Here is a 22963-nt window from a genome sequence, read left to right on the forward strand (position 1 = left end):
GGGGGATGAAAGTCCTGCTGTGCGCAGGCCGCTGCCAGCGGGGCCAGCCATTCGAGCGCGCTCAGTCAGCTGCAGTCAACGGCGCGGCGAAGCGCTCGCGCTCCAGCCGATACAGGCAGTGCCGGCGAAGCGGATGGCCGACGGGCAGCCCCGGATGCTCGAACGCCTCCGACTCGCGCATGCCAAGGCGCTCCATCACGGCACGTGAACGCCGGTTCTCGATCGCGGTGAAGGATACGATTTCAGAAAGATCGAGGCTGCCGAAACCGAACCCGAGCGCGGCCCGCGCAGCTTCGCTGGCCAGGCCCTGGCCCCAGTATGCCGCGGCCAGACGCCAGCCGATTTCCACGCACGGCGAGAATGGCAAGGCCGCCGAAGGCGTATGCAGGCCGACGAAGCCGATGAATGTGCCAGTAGCCTTCAGCTCGACGGCCCAGAATCCCCAGCCGCGTTCTTCGATCAGCGCCTGGCAGCGGTCAGCCATCGCGTCGCTCTCGGCCCGGCTGAGCAGTGCGGGAAAGTGCCGCATGACCCTTGGGTCCGCATTCATCGCGGCGAAGGGGGCACGATCGGCTGGCTTCCATTGCCGCAGGAGCAGGCGCGTGGTGTGGATCTCGTTCAGATCAGCCATTGCCGCGTTCAGTCCGGGGCTGTTTGCACCTTTCGCATGCTACCGGGATGTTCGAGCAGATGCTTGGCCACCGCCTCGTAGGCCGGCAGTGACGTCGGATCGTTCGCCGCATTGGCTGCAATCGGGTGGCTGGCGAAGCGCGCGATCACCATCTCCGCCTTCGGGTCGATATACAGCGCCTGACCATGAACGCCGCGGGCCATGAACGCACCGTGGTCGTTATGGGTGACCCACCACATGTTGCGATAGCTCCAGCCCTTCAACAGGCTGTAGCCGGCCTTCGCGAACTTTGCGCGATCCCCGCCGTGCCGAATATCGGCCACGACCTCCGCTGGCAGGATCTGAATGCCGTTGTAGCGACCTTCGTTCCGCACCATTTCGCCAAAACGGGCAAGGTCGCGCAGGCTGGTGTTCAGGCCGCCTCCGGCAAACGGCGTACCGATCGAGTCCACCGACATGTAGGCGTCCTGTTCAGCGCCCAGCCGGCTCCAGATTCGCTCCGACAACAGTTGGGCAACGTTGCGACCGCTGACTCGCGCGAGCACCCAGCCCAGCGCATCGGCATTCGCCGTGCGGTAATGGAAGGCTTCGCCGTGCTGGCCCTCCGGCCGAACGGTGGCCAGGAATTCATAGTAGGTGCGCGGGCCCTTGTAATCCGTCGGCTTTGGCAGGGGATTGCCTGCGGCTGCGTGGGCCCATACTTCAGCCTTGGGATCGGCGTAGTCCTCGCTGAAATGGATGCCGGTGGTCATGTCCATCAGCTGGCGCACGGTGGCGTTGCCGAACGCCGATACGGCCAGTTCGGGCACGTACTCAGCCACCTTGCGGGTGGGGTCGAGCTCACCTTCGGCCACCAGAAGCGCCGCCAATGTGCCGGTAAAGGTCTTGGTAATCGACATGGCGGCATGCTGCCCCTCGGGTTGCAACACGCCGAAGTAGCGCTCATACACCACCCGCCCTCGATGGAGAATGATGATCCCATCGGTGTAATTGGCCTGAAGCGACGCTTTCCAGGTCATTGGCGCGCCACCCCCAAGCGGGACGAAGGTCAGCGCATCGATGCCTTCGCTCGGGTTCGCTTCAAGCACGGTGGGCTCAGTCAGACCGCGTGACACATTGATGGTGGGCATCAGCTGCCGGAAGTTGGCGACACTCCAGCGCATCTGCGGGAAACGAAAGTAGCTGCCATCGTCGAAGCGCAGGATGCGATCAGCCGGCGGTGGCTAGCCAACCATCCAGCCCAGCGCCGCCGGATCGCTGGCTTCAGCGTCGGGATATCGCGCGGGCTCATCGCCGTGCGCTGAGCTGGCGAGCGCGCCGAGCAGACAATAGAGAGGGAGGCGGTTCTTGCTTGCGTTCGAACGACTTGACTTCACGGCTTGCCCCTTTGTCAGCCACCGGGCGCGACACCCTCGGGTGCCGCATTGAGATGACGCGAACCACTGTCGCGTCTGTTGCATCGAGACAACCAACGGCGGTGTCTGCAGGCCCGTCGTGTTCCCGGTGGCCCGGTCCGACCAGTGATGCGTGATTCAGCGTAGCTTCTTTCGACGCGGTGGCGCGGTTGCATTCGTCCGGTAGCTGTTCTTATAGTTCGGCCGGCATTTTTGCAGGGCCTGGGTCGGGTCGCGCGGCGGCACGCCAGGCCTCGTGCGCACCGGTGAGAGCCCATGATCGAAATAAGCAACCTGACCAAGCGTTTTGCCCAGCACACCGCGGTCGACGACCTGTCGTTCCAGGTCCGGCGCGGAGAGGTGCTGGGGTTCCTCGGCCCCAATGGCGCGGGCAAGTCCACCACGATGAAGATGCTGACCGGCTTTCTTGCGCCGACCTCCGGCACTGCCCGCATTCTCGGTCACGACATCCGTATCCAGACGCTCCAGGCCCAGCGGCTGATCGGTTATCTGCCCGAAGGTGCGCCTTGCTATGGCGACATGACGGTACGTGGTTTTCTCGAGTTCATCGCCGAGGTGCGCGGTTTCCGCGGCGCGGACAAACGTCAGCGGGTCGAGGCGGCTGTCGCCCAGGTGGAGCTGCAGAAGGTGCTGGGGCAGAGCATCGAGACCCTGTCCAAGGGTTTCAAGCGTCGCGTCGGCCTGGCCCAGGCGATCCTGCACGATCCCGAGGTGCTGATCCTCGACGAGCCTACCGACGGGCTCGACCCGAACCAGAAGCATCAGGTGCGCCAGCTGATCCAGGGCCTGGCGCAGGACAAGATCGTCATCATTTCCACCCATATTCTCGAAGAGGTGAGTGCGGTCTGTACCCGCGCCGTGGTGATCGCCAACGGCCGGCTGGTCGCCGATGGCACGCCGCTGGAACTGGAGAGCCGCTCGAAGTATCACCAGGCCGTCACGCTGGTCAGCGCAGGGCCGCTGGACGAAGCTGCCCTGGCGGCCCTGCCGGGTGCTGCCGGTGTCGAGCGCAACGAGCGCGAGCACAGCCTGACCGTGCTGGCGCAGCCCGGGCACGTGATCTTCCCGCAGGTCAATGCGCTGATTGCCGAGCGCGGCTGGGCGATCCGCGAGCTGGACGTTGAGCGCGGCCGTCTCGATGAAGTGTTCCGCACCCTGACCCGTGGAGAAGCCGCATGAGCCAGTTGCCCGTGATCTTCAAGCGTGAGCTGGCAAGCTACTTCGCCACGCCGCTGGCTTACGTATTCATCCTGATCTTTCTCGTGCTGTCCGGGGTATTCACCTTCTATCTGGGCGGTTTCTACGAGCGCGGCCAGGCTGACCTGACCCCCTTCTTCAGCTTTCACACCTGGCTCTACCTGTTCCTGGTCCCGGCGATCGCCATGCGCCTGTGGGCCGAGGAGCGCAAGTCCGGCTCCATCGAGCTGTTGATGACCCTGCCGATCACCCGCTTCGAGGCGGTGACCGGCAAGTTTCTCGCCGCCTGGGTGTTCGCCGGCCTCGCGCTGCTGCTGACCTTCCCGATGGTCGTCACGGTCAATTACCTCGGCGAGCCGGACAACGGCGTGATCGTCGCCGCCTACCTCGGCAGCTGGCTGCTGGCCGGCGCCTTCCTGGCGATCGGCTCGTGCATGTCGGCGCTGGCGAAGAACCAGGTGATCGCTTTCATCCTTGCGGTGAGCGTCAGCTTCCTGTTCATCGTCAGCGGCCTGCCGATGGTGCTCGATGCCTTCGCCTGGGCGCCGCAGTGGCTGGTCGACGCAGTGGCCTCGCTGAGCTTTCTGGTGCGCTTCGACTCGATCAGCAAGGGCGTCATCGACCTGCGCGACCTGCTGTATTTCCTCAGCCTGATCGTCGCCTGGCTGGCCGCCACCGCCGTGGTGGTCGACCTGAAGAAAGCTCAGTAAGGAAGCTGCCGACATGAAACGAGTGATCTATTCCGGTGCCGGCCTGCTGCTGATCGCGCTGGCGTTCCTGGCCTTCAACATTCTCTCGGGGCTGAGCCTGACCAACGCCCGGCTGGATCTGACCGAGCAGAAGCTCTACACGATCTCCGACGGCACCCGGCGGATTCTCGAAGGGCTGGATGAGCCCATCGAGCTGAAGTTCTTCTATTCCGACGAAGCCGCCAAGGACCTGGTGGCGCTGCGCAACTATGCACGGCGCGTCGAGGAGATGCTCCGGGCCTACGAGCGGGCCGCCGGCGGCAAGCTCAAGCTTCAGGTGATCGATCCCGAGCCGTTCTCCGAGGCAGAGGACCAGGCCGCCGGGTTCGGCCTGCAGGGCGTGCCGCTGGACCGCGGCGGCGACAAGGTCTATTTCGGCCTCGCCGGCACCAATGCCGAGGGCGCCAGCCAGACCATTCCGTTCTTCCCGCTGGATCAGGAAGAGTTTCTCGAGTACGAGATCAGCCGCCTGGTGCAGAGCCTGGCCAGCGCCAGGATGCCAGTGGTCGGGTTGCTCTCGGGGCTGCAGCTCAACGGTGGCTTCGACATGCGCAGCCAGCAGCCGACGCCGCCGTGGATGGTGCTCGAGGAGATTCGCCAGCTGTTCCATATCGAGAGCCTGCGCCGCGATATCGACGCCATTCCCGAGGACGTCTCGGTGCTGATGCTGGTGCATCCCAAGCAGTTGCCCGAGCAGACGCTCTACGCGGTGGACCAGTTCGTCATGCGCGGCGGCAAGCTGCTGGTGTTCGTCGACCCCTACAGCGAAGCCGACCCCGGCATGGGCATCGGCCCGGGCGAGCAGCTGGCCGAGGAGCGTGCTTCGGAGCTCGAACCGCTGTTCAAGGCCTGGGGGGTGCGTCTGGTACCGCAACAGGTAGTGGCCGACGCGGCGTTCGCCATGTCGGTAGGCGTCGGCGCCGAACGGCGGCCGGTACGCCACCCGGGTTGGCTGAGCCTGCCACGGCAGGCGATCGATTCGGACGACGTGGTCACCGCGCCGCTGGAGAGCCTGACCCTGGCCACCGCCGGCATGCTCGAACCGCTGGAAGGCGCCAGCACGCGCTTCACGCCGCTGCTGAGGAGCTCTGACCTGGCTGCGCCGCTGGAGGCGCAGCGCTTTGCGTTTCTCGAGAACCCCGAGGCGCTGCTGCGCGAGTTGCAGCCGACCGGCGAGCGCTATGTGCTGGCGGCACGCATCCAGGGCCCGGCGAAGTCGGCCTATCCGAACGGCATCGAAGGGCGCAAGGATGGCTTGAAGGAGAGCGAGGGCATCAACGTGATCGCCGTCGCCGACACCGACCTGCTCGCCGATCGCATGTGGGTGCAGGTGCAGGATTTCTTCGGCCAGCGCATCCCGCAGCCCTGGGCTGACAACGGCGCCTTCGTGATCAACGCGCTGGACAACCTCGCCGGCAGCGACGCGCTGATCAGTGTGCGCTCGCGTGGCCGCTTCACCCGGCCTTTCGTTGTCGTCGAGCAGCTGCAACGCCAGGCCGAGGCGCGCTTCCGCGAGAAAGAGGACGTGCTGCAGCAGCGCCTGGCCGCCACCGAGCAGAAGCTCGCCGAGTTGCAAAGCCCCGAGCCGGACAAGGCGCTGGAGCTGAGCGACGAGCAGCAGGTGGCGCTGCAGCAGTTCCTGCAGGAAAAGCTGGCGATCCGCAAGGAGCTGCGCGAGGTGCGTTACCAGCTCAATGCCGATATCGAGGCGCTCGGCCGTACGTTGAAGTTCCTCAACATCGCGCTGGTGCCCGCACTGCTGACGCTGGCCGCACTGGCGCTCTGGCTGTGGCGCCGCCGTCGCCGGGCGTGACAGGCTTGCCGGGCAGGGCGTCGCGCACGGCGACAACCTGCCCGGTGCGGGCTTTCAACCGGCAGACCTTGTTCCTATACTCGAACGCGGTCGTGAACGCGGGCAGGGTGACGATCCGGCAGGACGCGCCAGGCCAGCGGCGAACCGATACCGCCCCTTCGGGGAATAATAAAAAAGCGAGTTGGAGAAGTGTCAGATGGCTGAGCGCGAAGTCGGAACCGTCAAGTGGTTCAACGATGCCAAGGGCTATGGATTCATTCAGCGCGGCAGTGGCGCTGACGTGTTCGTCCACTACCGGGCGATCCGTGGCGAAGGCCACCGTTCGCTGACCGAAGGTCAGCAGGTGGAGTTCTCGGTGATCCAGGGCCAGAAGGGCCTGCAGGCCGAGGATGTTGCCGGCCTCTGACTCCGGCCGCTATAAGCACAAAGCCCGCCGTGATGGCGGGCTTTGTCGTTTCCGGGCGGTGATTTCGGGTGAGGGTGCACGGTGGGCTGAAGCCCACCCTACGGGAAGCGCAGCCGGGCGGTAGGGGCGGGTGGCGCTGGGGCTCAGCGACCAGGGGCCGGTCAGGCTGAGGTTGGCGGTGGGCTGAAGCCCACCCTACGGGATGCGCAGCTGGGCGGTAGGGCAGGTGGCGCTGGGACTCAGCGACCAGGGGCCCGTCAGGCTGAGGGTTGGCGGTGGGCTGAAGCCCACCCTGCGAAGGAGTACCTGGGCGGTAGGGTGGGCTTCAGCCCACCAGGAACCGGCGAGGCGGCGGTCCGGGGGAGCGGGCGCCTGCGACCCTGGCGCGCTCAACCCGTGCGCCAGACGATCTCCTGCTCGCCATCGGCATCGATGCGGATCCAGCGGTCGGCGTCGTCCTCGGCTTCGTCTTCGCTCCAGCCGCCCGGTGCGCAGCGGACCTGCACGCCGAGCGCCTGATGCGCCGCGCGGGCGCAGGCGATGTCGTCGGCCCAGGGCGTGGCGTCGCTTTCCAGCAGCAGGCAGTGCCACTTGCCGACCGCATTGGGCAGCCAGGTCACCGGAATGCCGGCGGCGCTGCACTTGAACGTCTGGCCTTTCTGCTGCCAGGGCGTACAGGGGCCGATGGCTTCGGTCAGCCACTGGCCGACGGCGTCCTGGCTGGCGTCCTTCAGGTAGATTTCGATGTCCGGTTGCCGCATCTGGGCTGCCTCGTATGAGTCGGTATCAGTCGCGCTCGATCCAGTCGTAGCGTATCGCAACCCGCACGGCGAGCGGTGCGTCGATCACCGCGGCGCGGCGTTCAGCGCTGGCGCGCCAGCCGTGCGGGGTCATCGCCAGCAGGTCGCTTCGGGCCTGGGCATCGTCGAGCTGCAAGTGGTAGGTCAGCGTCTCGCTGTGCGCCAGGTGCATGCCGTCGGGAATCAGCGCCAGGTGCTTCTCGTCGTCGTATTCGCGCACCTCGTCGTAGAGCCGTTCGCGCAGCTCCCAAAGGTGCTCGCGGGTCGGCCCCATGCGCAGCAGGCCGCCGCCGGGCGCGAGCAGACGTCGAGCCTCGGCCCAGTCCAGCGGGCTGAACACGCTGGCCAGCAGGTCGCAGCTGGCATCGGCCAGCGGCACGCGCGCCATGCTCGCCACCAGCCACTCCAATTGTGGCGCGCGCTTGCAGGCGCGCTTGATCGCTTCGCGCGAAATATCCAGCGCGTAGCCTTCGGCCGCTGGCAGAGCCTCGGCAAGCTGCGCGGTGTAGTAACCCTCGCCGCAACCGATGTCCAGCCAGGCGCGCGGCGCGCGTTCGGCCGCCAGTTCGGCCAGGCGCCGCGCCAGCGGCGCGTAGTGGCCGCCGTCGAGGAAGCGCCGCCGCGCCTCGACCATGGCCTGGTTGTCGCCCGGGTCGCGGCTGTTCTTGTGTTGCACCGGCAGGAGGTTCAGATAGCCCTGGCGCGCACGGTCGAAACGGTGGTTGGCCGGGCAGGCGACGCCGCGCTCGACCGCGGCGAGCGGCGCCTGGCAGATCGGGCAGGTCAGCATGCGAGCAGGCGCACCAGGGTCTGGTAGTAGATCTCGGCGAGCAGGTCGAGGTCGCTGGCCAGCACGTGCTCGTCGACCTGGTGGATGGTCGCGTTCACCGGGCCGAGTTCGACCACCTGGGTGCCGAGGGTGGCGATGAAGCGGCCATCGGAGGTGCCGCCGCTGGTCGACGGCGTGGTGTCGCGGCCGGTGACCGCGCGAATGCTCGCCGACACCGCATCGAGCAGCTCGCCGGGTTCGGTGAGGAACGGCAGGCCGGACAGCGCCCAGTCGACGTGCCAGTCCAGGCCGTGCTTGTCGAGGATAGCCGCGGTACGGCGCTGCAGATCCTCGACCGTGGATTCGGTGGAAAAGCGGAAGTTGAACACCGCGGTCAAGGTGCCGGGAATGACGTTGGTCGCGCCGGTGCCGGCGTTGAGGTTGGAGACCTGGAAACTGGTCGGCGGGAAGAACGCGTTGCCGTCGTCCCAGTGCTCGGCGGCGAGTTCGGCCAGTGCCGGCGCGGCGAGATGGATCGGGTTCTTCGCCAGGTGCGGGTAGGCCACGTGGCCCTGCTGGCCGCGCACGGTGAGGGTGCCGCCGAGCGAGCCGCGGCGACCGTTCTTCACTACGTCACCGACCAGCGTGGTGCTCGACGGTTCGCCGACGATGCACCAGTCCAGCCGCTGGCCGCGCTCGCGCAGGCGCTCGACCACCGCCTTGGTGCCGTGGTGCGCCGGGCCTTCCTCGTCGCTGGTGATGAGAAAGGCGATCTGCCCCTTGTGTGCCGGGTGGTCGGCGACGAAGCGCTCGACGGCCACGACCATGGCCGCCAGGCTGCCCTTCATGTCCGCCGCGCCGCGGCCGTGCAGCATGCCCTGCTCGTCGATGCGCGCGGCGAACGGCGGGTTGTGCCAGGCCTCGACCGGGCCGGTCGGCACCACGTCGGTGTGACCGGCGAAGCAGAGCACCGGGCCCTCGCTGCCGCGCAGTGCCCAGAAATTGTCCACGTCCTCGATGCGCATCGGCTCGACGGCAAAGCCGCAGGCGGCGAGCCGCGCGCTCATCAGCTGCTGGCAGCCTTCGTCCAGAGGCGTCACCGAGGCGCGATTGATCAGCTCGCAGGCCAGTTGCAGGGTCGGGGAAAGGGCAGGGGCGGTCATCGGTGCTCCGGTCGGCAGGGCGGAAAAGGCGGCATATTAAAGCAGAACGCCCGGCGACTGGGCCGGGCCTTGCGGGTGTTGCGGCAGGCTCAGGCGGGCTTGGCCTGCGCATGCTGCTCGGGCTTGGGCAACGACGAGAGCATCGCCATGGCCAGCGCCGCGACATAGGGCAGCGACTGGATCAGCAGCACCGCGACCCAGAACATCACATCCAGCCCCGGCTGCGGCTGGGTGATGGCGATGCCGAGCGCGGCGCCCCACAACAGCAGCATGACGAAGGCCTCCTCGCGCGCCTCCGCCAGCGCCAGCAACAGCCCGTGGTTGCTGCGCATCTTCGGCGTGCGGAAGAACGGGATGCTGCGCGTGACCATGCCGAACAGCACGGCCTTGGCGATGGTGTGCGACAGTGCCAGGCCGGCGATCGCCGCCGACGCCGCATCGCGCATATTCACGCCCACCGCACGGCGATAGAGGAACAGGATCTTGCCGAGCTTGAAGAAGAACAATGCCAGCGGCGGCAGGGCGAAGATCAACAGCGGCGGGTCGACCCGGTTGGGGACGATGATCATCGCCGCCGACCAGAGCAGCGCACCGGCGGTGAAGAAGATGTTCAACCCGTCGGCCACCCACGGCAGCCAGCCGGCGACGAAGTGGTAGCGCTGGCCGCGGGTCAGCTCGCTGCCCTTGCCGAAGAACAGGCTGGCCAGATGGCGCTTCATGATCTGCATTGCGCCATAGGCCCAGCGGAAGCGCTGCTTCTTGAAGTCGATGAAGGTGTCGGGCATCAGGCCCTTGCCGTAGCTCTGTTCGAAATAGGCCGCCGACAGCCCTTTCTCGAACACCCGCAGGCCCAGCTCGGCATCCTCGGTGATGCACCAGTCGGCCCATTTCAGCTCGTCGAGCACCTTGCGCCGGGTCATGGTCATGGTGCCGTGCTGGATGATCGCGTCGCGGTCGTTGCGCGTGACCATGCCGATGTGGAAGAAGCCCTTGTATTCGGCGTAGCAGAGCTTCTTGAACAGCGACTCATGCTCGTCGCGATAATCCTGCGGCGACTGCACCACGGCGATTTTCGGATCGGCGAAGTGCGGCACCATGTGGCGCAGCCAGTCGGGGCTGACGCAGTAGTCCGAGTCGATCACCGCGACCACCTCGGCGTCCGGATGGGTGCGCTCCAGCGCATAGTTCAGCGCACCGCCCTTGAAGCCGGCCAGTGGCGCGACGTGGAAGAAGCGGAAGCGCTCGCCGAGCGCTTCGCAATGCGCCTGCACCGGCTCCCAGACCGCGGGGTCGCGGGTGTTGTTGTCGATTACCAGCACTTCGAAATTCGGGTAGTCCAGGCGCGCCAGGGCGTTGAGCGTCTGCTTCACCATTTCTGGCGGCTCGTTGTAGCAGGGCACGTGGACCGACACCATCGGCCGGTAGCCGGTCTCGTCGGTCACCGGCAGGAACGGTCGCACGCGCTTGCGCTTCCACACCGTTTCGGCCAGCTCGTGGGCCTCGGTGAGCAGTACCACCATCACGCCCAGGGCACCGAGCGCCAGCAGCACGCCGACGGTCAGGCTGAACCAGGTGCTGTACTGCTGGCTGAAGTCGTAGGCGATCCACACCAGCATGGTCGCGGCGAGAAAGGCGACGATGGTGAGGAAGGTACGCCCGCGCTGGCGCAGGGCGCTGCCGTCGATCAGCAGCAGGGCCAAGGCGAGCAGCGCGAGGATGCCCGAGGCGCTGGCCAGCAGGCGCCACTGCGGGATTTCCACCACCGGCCCGGTGAGCGGGAACTTGGGTTGGCGCGCGGCGTTGTAGACGCCCCAGTAGGCGCCGACCGCACCTTCCTCGCCGGCCTTCCAGGGTTGGTCGAAGGCCTCGATGACGAAGTAGTTGAAGCCCTTGGCGTTGAGCTTGTTGACCAGCGTGCGCAGATAGATCGCCTGCTCGGCCTGGTCGGCCTCGGCGCCACCGCGGGTCCGGCCGTTGCTCGGCCAGCCGACTTCGGCCAGCAGCAGCGGTTTTTTCGGGAACTGTTTCTTCAGCTCGCGGGCCCGCTCGAGCACGAAGTCCACCGAATCTTCGCGCGGGATGAATTCCCAGTAAGGCAGCACGTGGGCGGCGATGAGGTCGACGTGGCGGGCCAGCTCCGGGTATTTCTGCCAGATGTGCCACTGTTCGGCGGTGGTCACCGGGACCTTCAGCGCGCTGCGCACCCGGTCGAGATAGCCGATCATCTGTTCGACCGTCACCTCTTCGCGAAACAGCGCTTCGTTGCCGACCACCACGCGGATCACGCTGCGTTCGTTGCGCGCGATCTCGATGCCACGCGCGATCTGCCGCTCGTTGGCTTCCAGGTCGTTGCTCAGCCAGATGCCGAGCGTCACCCGCATGCCGAGTTCCTCGGCCAGGTGCGGGATGTCACCGAGCGTGCCGTCGACCGAATAGGTACGGATGTTGTCGGTCTGATTGCTGAGCAGCTCGAGGTCGGCGCGGATCTCGTCGTCGCTCGGGTAGATGTTGTCCTGGGGCGACTGGTGCAGGCGGAACGGGGAAAACGAATAGCCGGAGATCTGGTCGGGCCAGTCCGGTGCATCCACCGGTTGGTTGAACCAGGCCCACAGGCCAGTGAACAGCGAGGCCACGGCCACGACCATGACCAGGTTGAGACCCAATTTGCGAGCAGACATCGGTGCGAAGTTCCAGGAGAAGGAACGAAGGGAAGGACCGGCGGACGCCGGCTGGCGCGCATCCTACTCTCGGCCTCGACGGCTGTATAGAGGGCCCGAAAAGGGCGCGCCGATTGCGATTCGGCAGCCCCGAACACCTATAATCGCGGCTGGTTTTCGGGGGGTGTGAGATGACGGTCGATGAGCAGCGTTTCGGCGGCATAGCCAGGCTTTACGGGCGCGACGGGCTCGAGCGGCTGGCCGCTGCGCACGTGGCGGTGGTCGGGCTCGGCGGGGTCGGTTCCTGGGTCGCCGAGGCCCTGGCGCGCAGCGGCGTCGGCGAGATCAGCCTGTTCGACCTGGACGATGTCTGCATCACCAATACCAACCGGCAGATCCAGGCCATCGACGGCGCCGTGGGCAAGCCGAAGGTCGACGAGATGGCCGCGCGCATCCGCGCGATCAACCCAGCCTGTCGGGTGCATGCCGTGGCCGACTTCGTCACCCGCGAGACCATGGCCGAGTACATCACCGAAGACCTCGACTGCGTCATCGACTGCATCGACAGCGTACCGGCCAAGGCTGCGCTGATCGCCTGGTGCAAGCGCCGCAAGATCCAGATCGTCGCCACCGGCGGCGCCGGCGGGCAGGTCGACCCGACACAGATCCAGGTCGCCGATCTGAACAAGACCTACAACGACCCGCTCGCGGCCAAGGTGCGCTCGCTGCTGCGCCGCGAGTACGGCTTCTCGCGCACACCGGGGCGAACCTACAGCGTGCCGTGCGTGTTCTCCACCGAACAGCTGCGCTACCCCAAGCCGGACGGCGGGGTCTGCCAGAGCAAGAGCTTCGTCGGCGAGGGCGTCAAGCTCGACTGTGCCGGCGGCTTCGGCGCCGCGATGATGGTCACCGCGAGCTTCGGCATGGTCGCCGCCGCACGCGCGGTGGACAAGCTGGTAGCCGGTGCGCGGCGGCCCAGCGAGCGCGCCGGGCGCGACTGATCGAGCGCACCGCGGCGCGCTACCGCTCGTCGTCAATGGCTGGCCAGCCGCTCTGCGACGCGCTTCGGGCAAAAGTTCCCGTGTCACAAAACCTTTACGCAACAGCCACTTGGCTGCAATAACCGCTCGCCAACATTCCCCCGCAACACAAAGAGCCCAACTCGTGTGTTTCCGACGCTAAACATAAAGGGGAATTTTGGATGATCCGCAAGCACTTCGCCGGTTTCGCTGCCAGCGCCCTGGCTCTGGCCGTTTCCGCCCAGGCTTTCGCCGGCACCGTCACCACCGATGGCGCCGATCTCGTTATCAAGACCAAGGGAGGCCTGGAGGTCGGGACCACCGACAAGGAGTTCTCCTTCAAGATCAACGGTCGCCTGCAGGCCGATGCCGACAGCTTCGACGGTTTCTACACCCAGAACGGCGAGCGCGCCGACGAGACCTACTTCCGCCGCGCGCGTCTGGAAATCTCCGGCGTTGCCTTCACCGACTGGGGCTACACCTTCAACCGCAACTTCACCAATGACTCGAGCAACTGGGACGAGCTGGCGATCCACTACAACGGCTGGGAGCCGGTGCAGCTGTCGATCGGCCGCATCAAACCGACCTTCGGCCTGGAAGAAGCGATCAGCTCCAAGTGGATCACCGCGATCGAGCGTTCCTCGATCTATGACCTGGCGCCCTGGCTGAACAGCCACGAAGATGGCGAAGGTGTCCGCCTGCGCACCACCGTCGGCATGTTCCACGGTGAGGCCGGTGCCTATCGTCAGGACGGCGGCGAAGGCGCCGACATGCTCGAGGACGAAGATGGCTCCAACAACACCAGCTTCGTGCTGCGTGGCGTGATCGCACCGATCGTCGAGAAGGACCAGGTGCTGCACCTGGGCGCGAGCTTCGGCAGCCGCGACGTGGAAGAAGGCTACCGCGAGCGCATCCGTCCGCGCCTGTCGGTGCGCGGCACCACCGAAGACAGCGCCAACGGCAACCGTGCCACTTTCGGCGGCACCATGACCGACGGCACCGATCAGGCCTGGGGCCTGGAAGCGGCCTACATGATCGGCCCGTTCTCGGTGCAGGGTGAATACCTGACCCGTACCGTCGATGGCATGGAAGGTTTCGAAGACCTCGAAGCCACCGGCTACAACGTGCAGCTGGCCTACACCCTCACCGGTGAGTCGCGCTCCTACAAGCTCGACGGCGGCAAGTTCGACAAGATCAAGCCGGAAAACAAGCGTACCGGCGCCTGGGAAGTCTTCTACCGCTTCGACGACATCACCGTCGACGAGACCGGTATCGCCCCGAGCGGTTATGTCGGTGCGCTGGACAGCGCAGAAGCCGGTGCCAAGACCCACACCATCGGTGTGAACTGGTACGCCAACGAGTCGGTCAAGCTGTCGGCCAACTACCTGAAGACCAGCGTCGACGACGTAGTCAACGCCAATGGCGACGACGACGGCGACGCCATCAGCCTGCGCGCTCAGTACGTGTTCTAACCGACACGTCGTTTCATCTCTTCATCCGTAACGCTCCCTTGAACCCCGCCGACTGGCGGGGTTTTTTTCGTCGCCGAGGCCGGGCAGACTGCGCGCATGCCCATCCAGACTCTTTCCCGGCTCGCGGATATTCCCGCCCAGCACTGGGACGCCTTGCTCGCGAACCGCCAGCCGTTCCTGCGCCACGCCTTTCTGTCTTCGCTCGAAGACAGTGGCAGCGTGGGTGGCCGCAGTGGCTGGCAGCCCGAGCATCGCCTGCTGCTGGATGCCGATGGCGTGCCGCGCGCCGCGTTGCCGCTGTATCGCAAGGCACACTCCTATGGCGAGTACGTATTCGACTGGGCCTGGGCCGATGCCTGCCAGCGAGCCGGCATTCGCTACTACCCCAAGCTGCTCTGTGCGGTGCCTTTTTCGCCGGTCGCCGGGCAGCGCCTGCTGGGTGATGCGCAGGCGGCGGCCGGAGTGCTTGACGAGCTGAGCCGCGGGCTCGACGCCGCCGGCCTGTCGGGGCTGCATCTGAATTTCAGCGAGCCGGCAGCCGATGCGCTGCTCGCCGGGCGGGATGGCTGGCTCGAGCGCATCGGCTGCCAGTTCCACTGGCACAACCGCGGTTATCGCGACTTCCAGGACTTTCTCGATGCCCTCGCCTCGCGCAAGCGCAAGCAGTTGCGCAAGGAACGAGAACAGGTGGCGGGGCAGGGGTTGGCGTTCGACTGGCGCAGCGGCGGGGAGCTGAGCGAGGCCGACTGGGATTTCGTCTACGCCTGCTACGCCAATACCTACCAGGTACGCGGCCAGGCTCCTTACCTGACGCGCAGCTTCTTCAGCCTGCTGGCCGAGCGGATGCCCGAGGCGATTCGCCTGATCTGGGTGCGCCAGGGCGAGCGGCCGGTGGCGATGGCGTTCTGCCTGTGCGATGACGACACGCTGTACGGCCGTTACTGGGGCTGCCTGGCCGAGTTCGACCGGCTGCACTTCGAGACCTGTTTCTACCAGGGCATCGAGTGGGCGATTGCCAGCGGCCTGCGGCGTTTCGATGCCGGCGCGCAGGGGGAACACAAACTTATCCGCGGTTTCGAGCCGGTGATCACCCGTTCATGGCATTACCTGGCGCACCCGGGATTGCGTGCGGCTGTTGCCGACTTTCTTGGCCAGGAGCGCGTCGGCGTACTGGCCTATCGGCAGGCGGCGCAGGCCGCGCTGCCGTATCGCCAGGGCTGAACGAAGCCGGCCGATGCGACCGGCTTGTGCCAGCCTCAGCGGCTGAAGGTTTCCTCGAGGAAGCGCCGCATGTCGTTCCAGGAGCGTTCGTCGGCCTGCTTGTTGTAGGCCAGATCGAGGCCCTTTTCCTTGAAGGCATCGGCGCCCGGGTTGGTGAAGCCATGCTTGGCGCCTGGCAGGCTGACGAACCGGTAGTCCGCGCCCGCCTTGACCATTTCCACGTTCAGCGCGGCAACATCGTCGGTGCTGACCATGCTGTCCTCGGCACCATGCTCGACCAGCACGCGCGCCTTGACGCTGCCCGGCACGGCGCGCGTCTCGGTGGCCAGTGCGCCGTGGAAACTCACCACGCCGGCCAGCGGCACACCCTGGCGCGCCATGTCCAGTACCACTTTGCCGCCGAAACAGTAGCCCACCGCGGCGAGCTTGCGGGTATCGGTCTGCTGCTGTTGACGCAGCAGGTCGAGGCCGGCGTTGAAGCGGCCCTTGGCGGCGTCGGCATCGGCCAGCGCGGCCTTCATGAAACTCATCGCATCCTTAGGATGCTCGGTGTTCTTGCCCTCGCCGTACATGTCGATGGCCAGCGCGCTGTAGCCGAGTTCGGCCAGGTCGCGAGCTCGGCGCTTGGCATAGTCGTTGAGCCCCCACCATTCGTGCACGACCACCACGCCCGGACGCGGACCCTCGATCGCATCGTCATAGGCGTAGTAGCCGATCATTTCGGTGCCGTCGGCAGCCTTGTAGGGGATTTCCTGGGTCTGGATTTCGGCGTGGGCAGCGACGCTGGCAGCCATGAGCAGGCCGAACAGGCAGTGGCGCATCGGGGAGTCTCCTTGACGGGCAGTACGGCAGAGTGAGGTGTCACAGAAGGATAGCGACTCTTCGACCCGTTGGCAGGGGAAGGGTTCTGGCGCCGATCGCCCGGCTTGCCAGGAGGTGGCGTGGATGACGGTGCACCTCATCCACGCGTGGGTTCGCCGGCTGCGAGGGCCGCCAGGCTCGGTGCCTTACGCCACGGGGCGCGTGGAAAACGCTTTGCGGTTTTCCACCCTACATCCGGCGCCTGCCGCTCGGGAGATCGGGCGGCGCTTGTGGGGGGCCGTAGGGTGGATGACGGCGCCGCCTCATCCACGCGTGGGGTCGCCGGCTGCGAGGGTCCGCCAGGCTCGATGCCTTACGCAACGGGGCGCGTGGAAAACGCTTTGCGGTTTTCCACCCTACGGTCGCGGCGCTGGCCGAGGGCCGGGCTCCTTACCAGCCCGGCACCCCCTTCATGTCCGGCAGGCGGTGGGCGATCCCTTTGTGGCAATCGATGCAGGTCGCTTCGCCGTTGGCCAGGGCGGTGGAGTGGAACTTGGCTGCACGCGGACTCTGGCGAGTGAAGTCCATGAAGTCGAAGTCGTGGCAGTTGCGGCACTCCAGCGAATCGTTGGCCTTGAGCCGCGCCCATTCGTGCTCGGCCAGTTCGCGGCGCTTCTCGAGGAACTTCTCGCGGGTATTGATGGTGCCGAAGATCTTGCCCCAGACCTCCTTGGAGGCCTGCATCTTGCGCGCGATCTTGTCGGTCCATTCGTGCGGCACATGGCAGTCCGGGCAGGTGGCGCGCACGCCGGAGCGGTTGGTGTAGTGGATGGTGTCCTTGATCTCGACGTAGACGTTGCTTTCCATCTCGTGACAAGAGATGCAGAACGCCTCCGTGTTGGTCGCTTCCAGCGCGGTGTTGAAGCCGCCCCAGAAGATGATCCCGGCGATGAAGCCGCCAAGGGTTAGCACGCCGAGGCTGTAGTGCACGCTGGGGCGACGCAGCACGCCCCAGTAGCGCTTGAGCATGGCCATTATCGACTTCATTCAGGCCTCCTCAGTTCTGCTTCCCGGTGGCGGGATTTTCCCGATACAGCAGGTCGTCGATGTTCTTGAACTGGTTTTCCACCAGCGGCTTGGCGTCGTGCTGGGGTACGTGGCACTGCGTGCAGAAATAGCGCCGCGGGGACACGGCGGCGAGCACCTGGCCGTCGCGGTCGCTGAAGTGGGTAATGCTGATCATCGGCGCTTGGGTCCGCGCGCTGGCCTCGCGGCTGTGGCACGACAGGCACTTGTTGGCGTTCTTGTCGATGGCGTAGCCGCGGATGGTGTGCGGAATGGTCGGCGGTTGCTCGGGATAGTTGCGTTCGCGGCGCAGGTCCTTGTTCTCCTCGTCGCGCAAGGGCGGCGGGGTGAACTCCTGGGTGAGGGTGCCGCCCGGACGGCGACCGTCCGGCGCCGGGGCATCGAGCGGGTAGTTCACGTCCGCGGCAACGGCCAGGCCGAACACCGCGAGCAGAGACAACGGCAGGAAACGGAATGTCATGTCGGCTCTCCTCAGGCGATGCTGACCACTTCGATCTTCACCGCACACTTCTTGAAGTCGGTCTGCTTGGAGATCGGGTCGGTGGCGTCGAGGGTGACCTTGTTGACCAGCTTGTTGGCATCGAAGAACGGCACGAACACCAGCCCCTGTGGCGGCTTGTTGCGCCCGCGCGTCTCGATGCGGCCCTGCATCTCGCCGCGCCGGCTGATCACCTTCACCACGCTGCCGCGGCGGGCGTTGAGCTTGCGTGCGTCCTCGGGATGCATGTACACCAGCGCATCCGGCACGGCCTGGTAGAGCTCGTCGACCCGCTGCGTCATGCTGCCGGTGTGCCAGTGCTCGAGCACCCGGCCGGTACTGAGCCAGAAGGGGTAATCCTCGTCCGGCACCTCGGCGGGCACTTCGTAGGGCAGGGCGAAGATGATCGCCTTCTTGTCGGCGTTGCCATAGAACTGCACGCCACTGCCTTTTTCCACGTAGGGGTCCAGCCCCTCGCGGTAGCGCCAGCGCGTCTCCTGGCCGTCGACCACCGGCCAGCGCAGGCCGCGCTCCTGGTGATAGGTATCGAACGGGGCCAGGTCGTGGCCATGGCCGCGGCCGAACGAGGCGTATTCCTCGAACAGGCCCTTCTGGATATAGAAGCCGAAGTCCTCGGCCTCATGGTTGCCGAAGCCCTCGGCGATTTCCTCGTTGGGGAAGCGGTCGACCTGGCCGTTGGTGAACAGCACCTGGTAGAGCGTCTTGCCCTTGAGTTCCGGCGCCTTGGCCAGCAGGTCGGCCGGCCAGACCTCGTCGACGGTGAAGCGCTTGGAGAATTCCACCAGCTGCCAGAGGTCCGAGCGTGCTTCGCCGGGTGCCTCGACCAGTTGGTGCCAGAACTGCGTGCGGCGCTCGGCGTTGCCATAGGCGCCTTCCTTCTCCACCCACATGGCGCTTGGCAGGATGAGGTCGGCCGCCTGTGCCGAGACGGTCGGGTAGACGTCCGAGACGACGACAAAGGTTTCCGGGTTGCGCCAGCCGGGCAGGACCTCCTGCATGATGTTCGGCCCGGCCTGCATGTTGTTGGTCACCTGCGTCCAATAGACCTTGAGCACGCCATCCTTGAGCATGCGGCTCTGCTCGACGGCGTGGAAACCGGGCTTTTCCTGGATGGTGCCGGCCGGCAGTTTCCAGATTTTCTCGCTGGTGGCGCGGTGCTTGGGGTTGGTCACTGCCATGTCCGCCGGCAGGCGGTGGGAGAAGGTGCCGACCTCGCGCGCCGTGCCGCAGGCCGAGGGCTGGCCGGTAAGCGAGAACGGGCTGTTGCCCGGCTCACTGATCTTTCCGGTCAGCAGGTGGATGTTGTAGATCATGTTGTTCGCCCAGACACCGCGCGTGTGCTGGTTGAAACCCATGGTCCAGAACGACATGACCTTGGTTTTCGGGTCGGCATAGAGCTTGGCCAGCGCTTCGAGCCGTTCTGCCGGCACGCCGCTTTCGCGCGCGGCATGTTCGAGCGTGTAGGGCTCGAGGAACTTGGCGTAGTCCTCGAAGCTCATGTCGGTCCAGGTATTGGCCACCCCGCGGTTCTCGGCCTTGAGCTCCAGCGGGTCGGTCGGTCGCAGGCCGTAGCCGATGTTGGTCGCGCCCTTGGCGAAGCGGGTGTGCTTGTCGACGAATTCCTTGTTCACCGCGCCGCTCTGGATGATGTGGTTGGCGATGTAGTTGAGGATCACCAGATCGGTCTGCGGGTTGAACACCATGGGGATGTCGGCCAGCTCGAAACTGCGGTGCTCGAAGGTGGACATCACTGCGACCTTCACGTGCGGCGCGCTGAGGCGGCGGTCGGTGACCCGCGTCCACAGCACCGGGTGCATCTCGGCCATGTTCGAACCCCAGAGCACGAAGGCGTCGGCCGCTTCGATGTCGTCGTAGCAGCCCATCGGCTCGTCCATGCCGAAGGTGCGCATGAAGCCGAACGCTGCCGAGGCCATGCAATGGCGCGCATTGGGGTCGATGTTGTTGGAGCGGAACCCCGCTTTCATCAACTTGTTGGCGGCGTAGCCTTCCCAGATCGTCCATTGCCCAGAACCGAACATGCCGATGGCCTCGGGACCTCCGGCCTTGAGGGCCGCCTTGTACTTCTCGGCCATGATGTCGAAGGCCTGGTCCCAGGTGACCGGCTCGAACGCGCCCTGCTTGTCGTACTGGCCGTTCTTCATGCGCAGCAAGGGCTGGGTCAGGCGGTCGGCGCCGTACATGATCTTCGACAGGAAGTAGCCCTTGACGCAGTTGATGCCGCGGTTGACCTCCGCCTTGATGTCGCCGTGGGTGGCGACCACGCGGTTCTCGCGGGTCGCCACCATGACGCTGCAGCCGGTACCGCAGAAGCGGCACGGTGCCTTGTTCCACTTGAGATTGGTGGCATCGGCCTCGGTGATCAGGTTGCTGGCGGTGCTGGCGATCGGCAGGCCGGCCACCGTCGCAGCGATGGCGGCTGCGTTGGCCTTGGCGAATTCGCGGCGAGTCAGGCTCATGGGGCTTCTCCTTCGAGGCTGAGGAGTTCTTCGTGATAGATCAGCGCGGCATTGAGCACGCCGGGCAGCTGCTGGATGTGCTCCAGCGTGGCGAGAATGTCGCGTTCGTGGTCCGCTTCGAGGACCACCACCAGCTTGCCTGCGGGGCTGTGCTGGTGAAGCTCGACGCCGGGCAGCAGGCCCAGGTTCGCTTTCACCGCGTCCAGCCATTGTGGCCGGCAGTGCACCAGCAGGCTGGCGATGTGCAGGGCTGTCTCCATGAAAGACTTCCAACCAGGTCGTGACGAGGTGCGCGGCGAGGGCACCGGTTCAGCTGGGCGTCGGCGCCCCGGGCTCAGCTCGCCGGGCCGGGCGGCCCGAAGAACATCTGCGTGATCCAGACGATGAAGCCGTAGCCGGCCACGAGCAGTACGCTGAGCATGGGGAAGAGGAAAACGATCAGGAAAACGAAGAGGCGGGTTTCTTCGCGCTTGCTGGAGGACTGTTCAGGCGTGTGTGTTGTTGTCATTGCCAAACTCCGAACCGGCGATACAGAGGGAGTCTAGTAAGGGACTCGGTCGGCGCCATTCGGTTCGGTCGTTGACCGACAGGCGGGGCGTTGGAATGGGCCCGCTGGCACGGACGGCTTTGGCGTGCGTCGGTGCCGCGAGCCTGATGTCGAAAGACAGACCGCGCGCCGCCATGGGCCAGCGTCTGGCGTTGCAGGCCTCTGTGGTGGCGTATATGGCCTCTTTGTGTGCTAGGCTCCGCGGCTTTTTTCCACTCTCTCGGCGACGGGAAACATGACGACCGACACCCTTCACACCCACTTGCGGCAGGGCACTGCGGCTTATCGCAGGGCCACGCTGGCGCTGTTCTGCGCCGGCTTCGCCACCTTTGCGATGCTCTATTGCGTGCAGCCGCTGTTGCCGTTGTTGGCAGCGCATTTCGCCGTGTCGGCGGCGACCAGCAGTCTGGCGCTGTCGCTGACCACCCTGTGCCTGGCGCTCTGTCTGCTGGTGTCCGGAGCGCTGGCCGAGAGCTGGGGACGCAAGCCGGTGATGGCCGCCGCGCTCGGCCTGGCCAGCCTGCTGGGCCTGGCCTGCGTGCTGGTGGAGTCGTGGAACCTGTTGCTGGTGCTGCGGGCCTTGCTGGGGCTGGCGCTGAGCGGTCTGCCGGCGCTGGCGATGGCCTATGTGGGCGAGGAATTCGACCCGCCTTCGTTGCCGGCGGCAATGGGACTCTATATCGGTGGAACGGCACTGGGTGGGCTGCTCGGTCGCCTGCTGTCGGGGCTGCTCAGTGACATCGGCGGCTGGGAACTCGCCCTGGGCGGCATCGCCGGACTCGGCCTGCTCGCGCTGGGCCTGTTCGTCTGGCTGTTGCCGGCTTCGCGCCACTTCAAGGCGCAGCCGCTCTCGCTTCGGGTGCTGCTCGGCAACTTCCGTTTGCATCTGCGCAACCCCAGGCTGCGCGGGTTGTTTCTCCAGGCCTTCCTGCTGATGGGCGGTTTCGTCGCCCTGTTCAACTACATTGGCTTCCGCCTGGCAGGCGCGCCGTTCGGGCTGTCTTCGACGGTCATCGGGCTGCTGTTCGTCGTCTATCTGGCCGGCATCTTCAGCGCCGGCTGGGCCGGACGGCTGGTGCCTCGCTTCGGCGCGCGTAACGTGTTGCGCGGTGGCGTCGGGCTGATGTTGCTCGGTGTGGCGCTCTGTGCCAGTGCCTGGCTGGCGGCGATCGTGTTGGGCCTGGGCTTGTTCACGCTGGGGTTCTTTGCCGCGCACGCGGTGGCCAGCGGTCAGGTCGGCATCCATGCCGAGGGCGCCAAGGCGCAGGCTTCGGCGCTGTACCTGTGCGCTTACTACCTGGGCTCGAGCGTGGTGGGTTATGTCGCCGGTTATGTCTGGGAACACGCCGGCTGGCTGCCATTGATGGCGGTGCTGGCGGCTCTGTTCGTGATCGCCGCCTGGCGCGCCCGCAGCCTGTAGGGTGGATAGCGGCGCAGCCTTATCCACGCGCCAGGTTCGGCTGACATCCGTTGCTTGGCATGTCGGAACGCGGCGGAAAACGCGTTGCGGTTTTCCACCCTACGCACTGGGAACATGCCGGCTGGCTGCCCTGTCGGCGGTGCTGGCGGCTCTGTTCGTGATCGCTGCCTGTAGGGTGGATAACGGCGCAGCCTTATCCACCTGCCAGGTTCGGCTGACTTCCGTTGCTTGGCATGTCGGAACGCGGCGGAAAAAACGCGCTGCGGTTTTCCAGCCTACGCAGCCTGGTTTTCGCCAGGGCGCTGGCTCATCACTCGACGCGCTGCTGGCCGCTGTAGGCGAGCGGGGCACGGCAGCTGCGACACAGATAACGACGGCCCTTGCGCACCAGCGCGTGGCGCTGGGCGGTGAACGGAAACTCCTGCTCGGGGCAGCGGCAACGGTAGATGTAGCGCATGCTGGGGCGGCGCTGGATCTCGTAGCTGTGACAGCGATCGGCTGGCAGCTCGTAGACGCCGCGCATGATCAGCTGCCACTCCTCGCCATGTGGCTGGATACGTGGGCCGAACATCTGGTGGGCGATGAGGTGGGCGACCTCGTGCGCCACGGTCTGGCGCAGGAAATGCTCGGTATTCTCGCGATACAGCTGGGCGTTGAAACGCAGCAGGTTCTGGTTCAGATGGGCGACGCCGGCCTTCTGGCCGCGCAGCTTGAAGCTCACCTGCGGCCGCTCGAAGCGGCGCGCGAAGAACTGTTCGGCAAGCTGGTAGCAGGCCTCGACACGCGCATGAAGTCGTTCGGGCATAGGGCACTCCTGGGGA

Annotated in this window: 21 protein-coding genes; 8 read left to right on the forward strand and 13 right to left on the reverse strand. The window is 66.0% G+C overall.

The annotated features are described in order from the left end of the window. Positions 1 to 61: 61 nt before the first annotated feature. Positions 62 to 631, reverse strand: coding sequence for a GNAT family N-acetyltransferase (locus CL52_RS06380; protein WP_043219177.1), 570 nt, complete (start codon positions 629 to 631; stop codon positions 62 to 64). A gap of 8 nt (positions 632 to 639) precedes the next feature. Next, positions 640 to 1836 (reverse strand): serine hydrolase domain-containing protein, encoded by a 1197-nt coding sequence (locus CL52_RS06385; RefSeq protein ID WP_369806216.1) that lies wholly within the window; start codon positions 1834 to 1836, stop codon positions 640 to 642. Positions 1837 to 2301: 465 nt separating this feature from the next. Here CL52_RS06385 and CL52_RS06390 point away from each other — a divergent pair, with 465 nt between their 5' ends. The 4 genes from CL52_RS06390 (at position 2302) to CL52_RS06405 (ending at position 6211) form a co-directional block, all read left to right on the forward strand. After that, on the forward strand, positions 2302 to 3225 hold the full coding sequence (locus CL52_RS06390; RefSeq protein WP_043219179.1) for an ABC transporter ATP-binding protein: 924 nt from the start codon (positions 2302 to 2304) through the stop codon (positions 3223 to 3225). Beyond that, complete coding sequence (locus tag CL52_RS06395; protein WP_043219180.1) at positions 3222 to 3953, forward strand: ABC transporter permease subunit; 732 nt, start codon at positions 3222 to 3224, stop codon at positions 3951 to 3953. Before CL52_RS06390 ends, CL52_RS06395 begins: the two co-directional genes overlap by 4 nt. A gap of 13 nt (positions 3954 to 3966) precedes the next feature. Then, positions 3967 to 5805, forward strand: a complete 1839-nt coding sequence (locus CL52_RS06400) for a GldG family protein (protein WP_041107012.1) — start codon at positions 3967 to 3969, stop codon at positions 5803 to 5805. Positions 5806 to 6001: 196 nt separating this feature from the next. Next, a complete protein-coding gene (locus CL52_RS06405) occupies positions 6002 to 6211 on the forward strand; it encodes a cold-shock protein (protein ID WP_041107010.1) in 210 nt (69 codons plus the stop codon). A 389-nt stretch (positions 6212 to 6600) separates the two neighbouring features. Here the strand turns inward: CL52_RS06405 and CL52_RS06410 are convergent, their stop codons facing one another. From CL52_RS06410 to CL52_RS06425, 4 genes are all read right to left on the reverse strand, one after another. After that, positions 6601 to 6972 carry a hypothetical protein gene (locus CL52_RS06410; RefSeq protein WP_043219182.1) on the reverse strand — a complete coding sequence of 124 codons (372 nt, stop codon included), beginning with the start codon at positions 6970 to 6972 and terminating at the stop codon, positions 6601 to 6603. 25 nt (positions 6973 to 6997) lie between these two features. After that, positions 6998 to 7801: a putative RNA methyltransferase gene (locus tag CL52_RS06415; RefSeq protein WP_041107007.1), complete on the reverse strand. Its 804-nt coding sequence runs from the start codon at positions 7799 to 7801 to the stop codon at positions 6998 to 7000. Beyond that, positions 7795 to 8943, reverse strand: coding sequence for a succinyl-diaminopimelate desuccinylase (dapE, locus tag CL52_RS06420; protein WP_043219183.1), 1149 nt, complete (start codon positions 8941 to 8943; stop codon positions 7795 to 7797). The genes CL52_RS06415 and dapE overlap by 7 nt, the downstream gene beginning before the upstream one ends. 89 nt (positions 8944 to 9032) lie before the next feature. Beyond that, a complete protein-coding gene (locus CL52_RS06425; RefSeq protein WP_043219185.1) occupies positions 9033 to 11621 on the reverse strand; it encodes a glycosyltransferase in 2589 nt (862 codons plus the stop codon). Between the two features lie 170 nt (positions 11622 to 11791). Between CL52_RS06425 and tcdA the strand changes: the two genes are divergently transcribed. The 3 genes from tcdA (at position 11792) to CL52_RS06440 (ending at position 15312) form a co-directional block, all read left to right on the forward strand. Continuing rightward, positions 11792 to 12601, forward strand: a complete 810-nt coding sequence (gene tcdA / locus CL52_RS06430; protein ID WP_043219187.1) for a tRNA cyclic N6-threonylcarbamoyladenosine(37) synthase TcdA — start codon at positions 11792 to 11794, stop codon at positions 12599 to 12601. Positions 12602 to 12801: 200 nt separating this feature from the next. Continuing rightward, positions 12802 to 14091: an OprO/OprP family phosphate-selective porin gene (locus CL52_RS06435; RefSeq protein WP_041106999.1), complete on the forward strand. Its 1290-nt coding sequence runs from the start codon at positions 12802 to 12804 to the stop codon at positions 14089 to 14091. Between the two features lie 96 nt (positions 14092 to 14187). Beyond that, positions 14188 to 15312, forward strand: a complete 1125-nt coding sequence (locus CL52_RS06440; protein WP_043219188.1) for a GNAT family N-acetyltransferase — start codon at positions 14188 to 14190, stop codon at positions 15310 to 15312. Between the two features lie 35 nt (positions 15313 to 15347). On the opposite strand, the gene CL52_RS06445 is transcribed toward CL52_RS06440, so the two are convergent. The 6 genes from CL52_RS06445 to napE form a co-directional block, all read right to left on the reverse strand. Next, positions 15348 to 16133, reverse strand: coding sequence for a dienelactone hydrolase family protein (locus tag CL52_RS06445; RefSeq protein WP_041106996.1), 786 nt, complete (start codon positions 16131 to 16133; stop codon positions 15348 to 15350). Between the two features lie 430 nt (positions 16134 to 16563). Continuing rightward, the gene (locus CL52_RS06450; protein WP_041106994.1) at positions 16564 to 17160 is read right to left on the reverse strand and encodes a cytochrome c3 family protein; all 597 of its coding nucleotides are present in this window, start codon (positions 17158 to 17160) and stop codon (positions 16564 to 16566) included. 10 nt (positions 17161 to 17170) lie between these two features. Then, positions 17171 to 17659 carry a nitrate reductase cytochrome c-type subunit gene (locus tag CL52_RS06455; RefSeq protein ID WP_041106993.1) on the reverse strand — a complete coding sequence of 163 codons (489 nt, stop codon included), beginning with the start codon at positions 17657 to 17659 and terminating at the stop codon, positions 17171 to 17173. A gap of 11 nt (positions 17660 to 17670) precedes the next feature. Next, the gene (gene napA, locus CL52_RS06460; RefSeq protein WP_041106992.1) at positions 17671 to 20175 is read right to left on the reverse strand and encodes a nitrate reductase catalytic subunit NapA; all 2505 of its coding nucleotides are present in this window, start codon (positions 20173 to 20175) and stop codon (positions 17671 to 17673) included. After that, positions 20172 to 20435 (reverse strand): chaperone NapD, encoded by a 264-nt coding sequence (locus CL52_RS06465; RefSeq protein ID WP_041106990.1) that lies wholly within the window; start codon positions 20433 to 20435, stop codon positions 20172 to 20174. Before CL52_RS06465 ends, napA begins: the two co-directional genes overlap by 4 nt. A gap of 74 nt (positions 20436 to 20509) precedes the next feature. Continuing rightward, positions 20510 to 20683 (reverse strand): periplasmic nitrate reductase, NapE protein, encoded by a 174-nt coding sequence (napE, locus tag CL52_RS06470; protein WP_041106988.1) that lies wholly within the window; start codon positions 20681 to 20683, stop codon positions 20510 to 20512. A gap of 274 nt (positions 20684 to 20957) precedes the next feature. Here napE and CL52_RS06475 point away from each other — a divergent pair, with 274 nt between their 5' ends. Further along, positions 20958 to 22142, forward strand: coding sequence for an MFS transporter (locus CL52_RS06475; RefSeq protein WP_043219189.1), 1185 nt, complete (start codon positions 20958 to 20960; stop codon positions 22140 to 22142). A 310-nt stretch (positions 22143 to 22452) separates the two neighbouring features. On the opposite strand, the gene CL52_RS06480 is transcribed toward CL52_RS06475, so the two are convergent. Beyond that, positions 22453 to 22947, reverse strand: coding sequence for a SprT family zinc-dependent metalloprotease (locus CL52_RS06480; RefSeq protein WP_043219190.1), 495 nt, complete (start codon positions 22945 to 22947; stop codon positions 22453 to 22455). Between the last annotated feature and the right edge of the window lie 16 nt (positions 22948 to 22963).

Source organism: Stutzerimonas balearica DSM 6083, from assembly GCF_000818015.1.
Classification (GTDB): domain Bacteria; phylum Pseudomonadota; class Gammaproteobacteria; order Pseudomonadales; family Pseudomonadaceae; genus Stutzerimonas; species Stutzerimonas balearica.

Bases quoted from the DNA above. Each gene is read 5' to 3' on its own strand.
- CL52_RS06380 (WP_043219177.1), bottom strand. From the start codon at position 631: ATGGCTGATCTGAACGAGATCCACACCACGCGCCTGCTCCTGCGGCAA.
- CL52_RS06390 (WP_043219179.1), top strand. From the start codon at position 2,302: ATGATCGAAATAAGCAACCTGACCAAGCGTTTTGCCCAGCACACCGCG.
- CL52_RS06395 (WP_043219180.1), top strand. From the start codon at position 3,222: ATGAGCCAGTTGCCCGTGATCTTCAAGCGTGAGCTGGCAAGCTACTTC.
- CL52_RS06400 (WP_041107012.1), top strand. From the start codon at position 3,967: ATGAAACGAGTGATCTATTCCGGTGCCGGCCTGCTGCTGATCGCGCTG.
- CL52_RS06405 (WP_041107010.1), top strand. From the start codon at position 6,002: ATGGCTGAGCGCGAAGTCGGAACCGTCAAGTGGTTCAACGATGCCAAG.
- CL52_RS06410 (WP_043219182.1), bottom strand. From the start codon at position 6,972: ATGCGGCAACCGGACATCGAAATCTACCTGAAGGACGCCAGCCAGGAC.
- CL52_RS06415 (WP_041107007.1), bottom strand. From the start codon at position 7,801: ATGCTGACCTGCCCGATCTGCCAGGCGCCGCTCGCCGCGGTCGAGCGC.
- dapE (WP_043219183.1), bottom strand. From the start codon at position 8,943: ATGACCGCCCCTGCCCTTTCCCCGACCCTGCAACTGGCCTGCGAGCTG.
- CL52_RS06425 (WP_043219185.1), bottom strand. From the start codon at position 11,621: ATGTCTGCTCGCAAATTGGGTCTCAACCTGGTCATGGTCGTGGCCGTG.
- tcdA (WP_043219187.1), top strand. From the start codon at position 11,792: ATGACGGTCGATGAGCAGCGTTTCGGCGGCATAGCCAGGCTTTACGGG.
- CL52_RS06435 (WP_041106999.1), top strand. From the start codon at position 12,802: ATGATCCGCAAGCACTTCGCCGGTTTCGCTGCCAGCGCCCTGGCTCTG.
- CL52_RS06440 (WP_043219188.1), top strand. From the start codon at position 14,188: ATGCCCATCCAGACTCTTTCCCGGCTCGCGGATATTCCCGCCCAGCAC.
- CL52_RS06445 (WP_041106996.1), bottom strand. From the start codon at position 16,133: ATGCGCCACTGCCTGTTCGGCCTGCTCATGGCTGCCAGCGTCGCTGCC.
- CL52_RS06450 (WP_041106994.1), bottom strand. From the start codon at position 17,160: ATGAAGTCGATAATGGCCATGCTCAAGCGCTACTGGGGCGTGCTGCGT.
- CL52_RS06455 (WP_041106993.1), bottom strand. From the start codon at position 17,659: ATGACATTCCGTTTCCTGCCGTTGTCTCTGCTCGCGGTGTTCGGCCTG.
- napA (WP_041106992.1), bottom strand. From the start codon at position 20,175: ATGAGCCTGACTCGCCGCGAATTCGCCAAGGCCAACGCAGCCGCCATC.
- CL52_RS06465 (WP_041106990.1), bottom strand. From the start codon at position 20,435: ATGGAGACAGCCCTGCACATCGCCAGCCTGCTGGTGCACTGCCGGCCA.
- napE (WP_041106988.1), bottom strand. From the start codon at position 20,683: ATGACAACAACACACACGCCTGAACAGTCCTCCAGCAAGCGCGAAGAA.
- CL52_RS06475 (WP_043219189.1), top strand. From the start codon at position 20,958: ATGACGACCGACACCCTTCACACCCACTTGCGGCAGGGCACTGCGGCT.
- CL52_RS06480 (WP_043219190.1), bottom strand. From the start codon at position 22,947: ATGCCCGAACGACTTCATGCGCGTGTCGAGGCCTGCTACCAGCTTGCC.